Source organism: Thalassobaculum litoreum DSM 18839 (assembly GCF_900102465.1).
GTDB classification, from domain to species: domain Bacteria; phylum Pseudomonadota; class Alphaproteobacteria; order Thalassobaculales; family Thalassobaculaceae; genus Thalassobaculum; species Thalassobaculum litoreum.
This window is the reverse complement of sequence record NZ_FNBW01000032.1, coordinates 1-8,083: the sequence shown is the minus strand read 5'-3', so window position 1 is coordinate 8,083 and position 8,083 is coordinate 1. Positions and strand designations below refer to the sequence as shown.

The window sequence follows — 8,083 nt, the reverse complement described above, 5'->3', positions numbered from 1 at the left end:
AAGCCGGCAGCAGGCCACTTCGGTAAATCCGGCGCGGTTCAACCTTCACAGGCTGAGCCCTATGCCTGGGGCCGTTCATAAAGAGACGGATAGGCGAAAATCCGAGACGTCGAGCACGGCAACTGTCCGTCGAAGCGCTCATCATTGAGGGTAGATGGCACGAGCTTGGAGCCAACCACAATGACAGCGCCCAAAGGCCTTGGGAGTCTTCGACCCAAAGGCGGCAACGGCTGGGCAATCACCTTCGGTGACCTCACACCGATAATGGCTCTGTGATGGTCACCGTAACGCTCTCTGAAGACCAGAACACTCCCAACCTGTCCAGTGAGGCCGATACGGTCAACGCTTCCCTTGCCGGCACACTTAATGGCAACGACGAAATCGACGGTCTCGCCGGAATTGACGCGTTGATCCTGTCGGCGGCCCAGAGTGTCACCTTCGAGGCTGACACCCTGATCAATTTCGAGAATGTGAGCATCACCGGCGGTGCTCAAGTTATCACCACTCATGATGCTACCGTTGCCAGCGACAAGAGCTTGATCGTCAATGCCGCCGCCAGTGCGGACTCGGTGTTCTGGGACGGCTCAGCGGAAACTGACGGGCAGTTTGAGATCACCGGGGGTAGTGCGGGCGATACCTTAATCGGGGGCGCCCAGGGCGACACGCTGAGCGGTGGCGGCGGTGAGGATGTGTTCCGCTACACCAATGCCTTCGCAGATGGCGATGTGATCGCCGGCGGTGCCGCCAGTGACACTCTGCAGGTGGTCGGCGAGGGTAATTTCACAAGCGTTAGCAGCATATCCAGTATCGAACGGATCTCGATCAGTGGGACCAATGCCTCTGCTGTCTTTGCGGACCACCTCACCGCGGGATCTTTGACACTCAGCGGCGCTGGCAGCTTCGCCTTCATCGTGATGAGCGGGGTCGAATATGATCTCTCAAACCTGGACACCAGCGCGCTTAGTGAGGACGAAGCCACTATTCAGGTGGGTGTGCAGGTAGGGGCCGCCACCACGCTGATAGCACCGACGGCGTTTGCCGCGATCATGGTGGGGGGCACAGGCGATGATCGTTTGAGCGGCGGGGGCGGCCACGATTGGCTTTCCGGTAGCGCCGGGGCGGACAGTATCTACGGCGCCGCCGGCGATGACACGATGAAGGGCGGCAACGGCGATGACCTACTCGTTGGCGGATCAGGCGAAGATCGCCTCTTCGGAGGCGACGGTCATGACCTGATCAAAGGCGGGAGCACCGGAGATGTTCTGAGCGGTGGCGAAGGGGATGACACCCTGGTTGGTGAAGACGGTGACGACAACCTCACCGGCGATACCGGCGACGATCAGCTGAGCGGTGGGGCCGGCTTCGATTTTCTGACTGCCGGTGATGGTGACGATACGCTCGTCGGCGGCGAGGACGGCGATGAACTCTATGGCGGCGAGGACGATGACGTTCTACGCGGTGGGGCGGGTGACGATGATCTCTGCGGAGAGGATGGCGACGACCACTTGAGCGGTGGGACCGGCTCGGACTGGCTATGCGGTGACGCCGGGAATGACACGCTTAGCGGTGGATTAGGGGCTGATCTGCTGATTGGGGGCGCTGGCAATGATCTTCTCGTCGGCGGGGCCGGCGACGACAGCTTGGCCGGCGTGTCGGGTGCAGACACATTAGCGGGAGGGGCGGGCAGTGATGAATACGCTGCCTCTGATGGTATTACACTGTTGGACTGGAGCCCTGGCGAGAAGCTGATATTCGATAGTGCAACAGCACTAACGACGCGCGGCATTTCGCGTTCGGGCAACACACTGACCTTCGATACCGACGCAGACAATACCAGCGATATATCGGTGACGATCTCAGGCGTGGCTCTCGGAGCCAGTTTCTCGGTCGCCATCGCCGACGGTGATGCTGAGGTCACCTATACCGCACCGTCCCCCAACAGCGGCTCCGAGGGAAACGACGACGATGGTGTGGTCGTCGTCGATGAACCAACCGATAGCGGGTCGGGCTCGAACGTTCGCACCGTCACCAATACTGGCTCGACGCCAGGTTCGGCGGCGATTGTAGAGGGGACGGAGAACAACGGAAACGTCGTCACCGCTACTATTCCAACAGGCGTAACTCTCACCGCCGAGGGGCCAGAGCTCGCGCAAACACCGGATACCACACGACCAAACCTTCTTGGCGCCATTGACGCGCGCGATCCCTCTGGCAAGCCCGGCCTTCTGTCGGGGGCGTCCAGCTTCCTCGATGGGCTTGATCCAAACACGGTTCTCGACGTGCGCACGATCGTCATCAGTGCTTCGTCGCAGTCCCTGTCGGCACCGATTGTGTTTGAAGGCAGTGTCTCGGGAACAGACGAGACTCAGAGCGAGGCGTTTGTCATAGACCTCCACGCCCTACCAACGGGGTCACAGGTTGTCCTAGACAACATCGAGTTCGCCTCGATCATTGGTTCAGCCACCATCACAGGCGGTAGCGGGGACAACTACGCGATCGGCGATGATGCGGCTCAGTTCATTTCCCTAGGGGTCGGTGATGACACACTCTTCGGAGGCGGCGGTAGCGACACGGTAGCCTCGGCAGGTGGCAATGATCGCTTGTTCGGCGACGGCGGTGACGACCGCGTTACCGGCGGAGAGGGCAGCGACACGCTGGAAGGCGGTACGGGAGACGATACGCTTGTGGGAGGCAGCGGGGACGACCAGCTTGTGGGTGGCTCTGGTCTCGACGTCGCTCAGTTCTCAACAAGCGCTCCGGTCTTCGCCGACCCAATAGCACGCGACAGTGGCCGTGTAACGGTTGAGGGCAGCGACAGCATGGAGAGCGTTGAAGTGCTGGTTTTTGCTGACCGAAAAACGATCGTCACGCATGACGCTGCCACAAGCGCGACCGCCTTTGATGAGCTCGGATATCTCGCCGCTAATGACGACGTCGCTGCCGCAGTGGCCGTTGGCATGTTCTCGTCCGCCCTCGAGCACTATACGCAGTTCGGGCGGTATGAAGAGAGGTCAGGTGTGGCGAGTTTCCCGTTCGATGAACGCTATTATCTTGATGCCTACAGCGATGTTGCAGAAGCCGTAATGGGTGGGTCTTTCAGCTCTGGCCTCGACCATTATCAGCGTGTAGGGCACGCAGAATCACGTGATCCAACAGCGGCTTTCAGTTCTGCATATTACCTGACCCGCAATCCGGATGTGGCGACCGCCGTCGCACGTGGTCAGTTTGCAAGTGCCTATGAGCATTACCGAGAGGTGGGTGCTGGTGAGGGCAGAGCCGCATCAGCATTCTTCGACACGGCCAAGTACCTCGCTGCCTACAGCGATGTTGATGCCGCGGGCATAAATCCGCTGGATCATTATTTATCGACGGGGATCTTCGAGGGCAGGACCGGTTTTTTGACGGACGATTACACTCTGTGAGGATTCAGGCTCACCCGTCATCCGCGTGACGTCCCACAAGGGGCGATGCGGACCAAGTGGGAGTGGCTGTGCCGCCGGTGTGGATCGCCTACCACGGCTTCAGGAACGGGTGTTGCTGCGCTGAGGGGGTGTTGGTTGCTCCAGCGCATCGCCCTGGTCGGGGAACGAGAAGTTCAAAGGTCTGCGCAGATTAGCCGGTCTGCGCCAGTTCGCTGGAGCTCGAAAGCCGGGCAGGAAAGGGGCAACCTCGGCGATGCGGTCCATGGCCGCGGCTGCGTCGCTGCGTTGCTTGGCGCTCTGGAAAACCGGATCCCCGTCAAAGTACCGCAATTCAATGCCATTGCCGGGTGAGCGGCCTTCCCAGATGCCGTGGATCGTGTAGTGCAGCCAGGGTGCTGTGACGTCCTTGACGACGGCATCCGCCACGTCGGGGTTCTCGGCCAGGTAGTCTTCGGAGTTGAAGAAGGGCGTGTCGCCGAAATGCCGATAGTAGCCATAGACATGGTCAACCGATCCCTGCGCCAGCACACGGCCTTGCCCCATCAAGATGGCCTTGTTGCACACCTCGCGGATCAGCGTCTCGGAATGGGACGCCAGAACAAGAATGCTGGAGCCGGCAATGAACTCGTCGAGGCGCGCGGTAGCGCGCTCGATGAAATGGGAGTCGCCCACGCCGATCCATTCGTCCATGAGAATGATGTCCGGACGCACCGCCGTTGACACCGCGAAGGCCAACCGCAGCAGCATGCCGCTGGAGTAGGTACGCAAAGGCATCGACAGATAGGCGCCCAGTTCGGTGAAACTGGCGATCGAGTCGACCTGCTCTTCAATTTCCGGGCGCGTGAGCCCAAGAAAGAGGCCGCGCAGGACAATATTGTCATAGCCACTGCGCTCCATGTCGAAGCCAAGGCTAATGTCGAAGAGAGGCGCCACCGTCCCGGCCCGACGCATCCGTCCACTGGTCGGTGCATAGACCCCGGCGAGAACCCGCAGCAAGGTCGTCTTGCCGGCCCCGTTATGTCCGACCAACCCAACGCGATCACCATCGCGGAATTCCAGATCGAGATGGTCGAGTGCGCGCACCCATGTCTTGTCGCCTTCGACACCCGAGATCCCTGAGCCTACGGCACCCTGCAACAGGCGATGGCGGATCGATCGGCTGACCGTGCTGTAGATCGGAAAATCGATCGTCACGTCTTCAAGCTGGATATAGGTCATAACCGAGCGCCCTTCAGAGCCAGTATACAAGCTTGGCGCGGTAGTAACCGACCACGGGCAGGGTGATCGCCCAGCCGACGACGACCAGGGCGATGCTAACGAGCCACGACATCGGTTGCACGACATCGCCAAGCAGTGGGGCGCGTACGAGTTCGATGGCGTGATAGAGCGGGTTGGCGACGAGGAATATGGCACGATCCGGCAGCATTTCCGGCTTCCAGATGATCGGCGTCAGGAAGAAGCTCAGCTGAATCACACTGCCCATGATGGGTGTGGCGTCGCGGTAGCGGGCGCAAAGAAGGCCAAGCAGCGTTGCTACCCACAGCCCGTTTGCAACCACCAAAACCAGACCGGCCAAAGCCAGAAAAGCCGACCAGCCTATCGGCGTACCGAAGATGAGAGCGACGACGAAGAACACCACCACATTGTGCAGGAAAATCAGAATGTTCTTCCATACCATGCGGTAGATGTGGACGCTGAGTGGGATCGAGAGTTGCTTGATGATCCCCTCGGCCTCAACGAAGACCGTACAGCCCTCGGCAATCATCCCGGAGATTAGTCCCCAAAGGACAAATCCGATGGCGAGGAACGGCAGGTATTCCGCCAACTCCATCTCGAACAAGAAGGCATAAAGGATGCCGAGTGCGGAGATCAGGACAGCCATGCTGAGCGTGATCCATAGCGGCCCGAGCACGGAGCGTCGATAGCGCTGCAGGATGTCCGTCCAACCGAGCAGGCCCCACAGGGGCCACCGGCGAATGCCGCCGACGATGTCGTCGATGGCCTGTGAGAGTGGCGGACGCGCGCTGTCCAGAACTTCGGTCGACATGGGGACTCCGTTCACTCAGCGAGCCATAGCGATAATCCGCCACAACGACGTTACCGGTCGATTTGATAGGGATTGGTATGGGACAGACCCGGCTAGGTCAGCGTACATGGGCAGCGAGTGTCTATTCGACAGATCGGTGATGGACGTCGCCACCCAGAAGTGGTCGCCCGGGGCGTCAGCAGGCCAGTGGTATAGCCCACGGTCTGCCATCTTTCCAGCGCCGCGGTCCCAGTGCGCCATTATGTACCCAGCGTGCGCCCCGAAACGCTGCCATTAGGCATTGCACAGCCCCGCGGGCCTAATAATCACATCGCCCCTCCAGCGCCAGGTGCAACCAGCACTCAGCGAGCCTCGCCAAGCTCATGATCGGGCGTCAAACGAAGGTATAAGGAGCGTCCGGCGTCAGGACATCGTGCAGTGTCAGGGTCTCTCCGGAGGCGAATTCCATAACGAGATCGCCATCGGTCCCGAGATGATAGCTCGCCGCTGAAACCTCATCTGCATCAAGGTAGAACCATAGCCGATCCTTGCCGAGCTCGAAGTTGTGCACGTCCACGTCGCCGCCCTCATACAACAGCACATCAATTGCGTCCGTCAGAACGAGCGAGCGAGCCTCGCCTTGACGCAAGAGATGACCAATGGCTGTCGGGGCCTCCGGGGTGCTTGGGGCAGGATTGCTGGTGCTCGTCGCCGGCGCGGCCCCACTATTATCGGAGGGATCAGCCGCAGCTGCCTCGTCTTCCGGGCTAGAAGCCGTGCCTTTTTCTGGGTCCTTTGCTGGGGCCGATGCGCGCTGCGCGCTCGAAGCTGCGTCCCCAGCATCGTCAACCGCTCGCTCTTCAGTCTCGGCAAGGAAGGTCGTGACGAGCGTTTCATAGCCGTCAGGCAATTCCTGAAGGTGCTGGGACAACACCAAGTCGATGCCGTAATTGTCATGCGGCAGACCGAAGCTGGTGACGAAAGTGTCTAGCGATAGCCCACCATTTCTCTGAGCCGCGCCGACAAGGTCCAGCAGGTCGACCAAGATCATCGAGGTGCCGGCAAGCGTAGCGATGGATTGTTGTCCATCAAGCGGCGACCCGGCTGCCTGCGAAGTCGCTTGTACCACATCAGTTGGGTGATACGAGCTTGGACGGTCGTGAGCTCCACCGCCCATCAGCACGTCCTCGCCAACTGCAAACACAATCACATCGTCGCGCGAAGATCCCGCGGCATCGACCGCCATTGTTTGAGCGCGTGCGATGAGGCTCGCTTGCGGGCTGACGGTGCTCTCGTCTGCGCCGTCGACTTTGTCCGATATCTGGTTGGTGAACGTAATTGTGGTGATAAGGGCATCGTTATCACCGGATTGAAGCGCGCGCTCCCCGTCGAAGGACGCCCAGTTGGCGGCGATTTCGGGATCAGACACGCTTGGCACAGGGTGCGAAGAGAGGCTCAGCGCGCCCGGCCCCTCGCCCAGCAAGTCCAAGCCAGATTGCGTATCGCTGATCGTCGCCGTCTCGCGCGCTGCCAAGTCGCAGGCCATGATCAAAGCGCTGATCAGGGCAAGCTGATTGCCTGTCGAGCGCTCCGCTCCGGGCTCCAGCAGTGCTTGCGAATGGAGGGCGGCCGGCTTGCGCACAGTGGGGTCGACATCTGGGGTAGTGGCATCGGGGGCATCGATACCCGGGGCGATGACAGCGCCGTCAGCAAAAAACTGGTCTGGCGTGCCATCGTCCGGTCCACCAAAGGTGGTTTGCAGGACATCGTCGAGTGTATGCGCCTGAGCATCGTCGCTCGCCATCACGAACGCCGCCGCCACGAACGCGGTCAGAACCACGCTCGGGTGTAGCAGCAATCGCGCACCGTTCGGGCGCCGCGGAACCATCAGCGGGTGGCGTTTGAGCATCTGGTCGATGACATGGCGCACATCAAAGCCGCGGAAAACTTCCTGCGTCAGCGCGCTCGCCGCCACGAACATGCCGTCGATACGAGCAAAATGCGCAATGACGTCGCCGGTTTCCGCGCGCACGAAAATGAACCAGGGATCACCCTCATCGGAGGCGCCGCTTTCCGCTTCGACCGCCAGACCTGCCTGCGCCATGATATCGGCGATCCGGTAAAACTCGGCGATTTCCTGGTTTCTCCACCCGCCCTCGTAACGGGGAGGCTCCGGATATAAGCGGAATTGGGTGACCGACATTCATTCCCCCGTGCAGCGACGGCTGCAGGACTGGCAAATAGTCACATCTGCATGGTTTAACGCCAACCTAAATTAGGCGGACCTTGCCACAGTTTCCGGGAAGAGCAACCCGTAAGTGATCGGATCATAGAAGCGCATCAATGTCTTAACGAACGACTGGGTGTCCATCTGCAATGCGTCGGCCCACACGGACAGACGATCGGGGGGAACGCGCCCTCGGCCAGCCTCGATCTGCGAAATAAAAGTATAGTATTCGACATTGACAAGCTGTGCCAATTCCCGCTGAGACAGCCCGCGTTCTTCACGGCATGCTCGAAGCCAGACGCCAGCCTCCTTGCGCAGCTGGGCCGAAAGAGCGGCGTCCTTGGCCTTAAGCGTAGAATGTTTTGCCATCTCAACTCATCCCCACTGCCGGATCCCGCCCGGCATCAC

At 60.3% G+C, this 8,083-nt stretch carries 5 protein-coding genes; 1 reads left to right on the top strand and 4 read right to left on the bottom strand.

Annotation, left to right across the window (positions count from 1 at the left end):
* Nucleotides 1-275: 275 nt before the first annotated feature.
* On the top strand, nucleotides 276-3,422 hold the full coding sequence (locus BLS34_RS24785) for a calcium-binding protein (protein WP_093154719.1): 3,147 nt from the start codon (nucleotides 276-278) through the stop codon (nucleotides 3,420-3,422).
* Between the two features lie 99 nt (nucleotides 3,423-3,521).
* On the opposite strand, the gene BLS34_RS24780 is transcribed toward BLS34_RS24785, so the two are convergent.
* From BLS34_RS24780 to BLS34_RS24765, 4 genes are all read right to left on the bottom strand, one after another.
* Nucleotides 3,522-4,640, bottom strand: a complete 1,119-nt coding sequence (locus BLS34_RS24780) for an ABC transporter ATP-binding protein (protein WP_093154716.1) — start codon at nucleotides 4,638-4,640, stop codon at nucleotides 3,522-3,524.
* Nucleotides 4,641-4,653: 13 nt separating this feature from the next.
* Complete coding sequence (locus BLS34_RS24775) at nucleotides 4,654-5,469, bottom strand: ABC transporter permease (protein WP_093154713.1); 816 nt, start codon at nucleotides 5,467-5,469, stop codon at nucleotides 4,654-4,656.
* A 373-nt stretch (nucleotides 5,470-5,842) separates the two neighbouring features.
* Nucleotides 5,843-7,651 (bottom strand): hypothetical protein, encoded by a 1,809-nt coding sequence (locus BLS34_RS24770; RefSeq protein ID WP_093154710.1) that lies wholly within the window; start codon nucleotides 7,649-7,651, stop codon nucleotides 5,843-5,845.
* Between the two features lie 72 nt (nucleotides 7,652-7,723).
* Entirely contained in the window at nucleotides 7,724-8,044 is a 321-nt protein-coding gene (locus tag BLS34_RS24765; protein ID WP_093154707.1) for a helix-turn-helix domain-containing protein, read from the bottom strand.
* Nucleotides 8,045-8,083 lie beyond the last annotated feature (39 nt).

Excerpts from the sequence above, each read along its gene's own strand:
- BLS34_RS24785 (WP_093154719.1), top strand. The coding sequence starts at position 276 with ATGGTCACCGTAACGCTCTCTGAAGACCAGAACACTCCCAACCTGTCC.
- BLS34_RS24775 (WP_093154713.1), bottom strand. The coding sequence starts at position 5,469 with ATGTCGACCGAAGTTCTGGACAGCGCGCGTCCGCCACTCTCACAGGCC.
- BLS34_RS24765 (WP_093154707.1), bottom strand. The coding sequence starts at position 8,044 with ATGGCAAAACATTCTACGCTTAAGGCCAAGGACGCCGCTCTTTCGGCC.
- BLS34_RS24780 (WP_093154716.1), bottom strand. The coding sequence starts at position 4,640 with ATGACCTATATCCAGCTTGAAGACGTGACGATCGATTTTCCGATCTAC.
- BLS34_RS24770 (WP_093154710.1), bottom strand. The coding sequence starts at position 7,651 with ATGTCGGTCACCCAATTCCGCTTATATCCGGAGCCTCCCCGTTACGAG.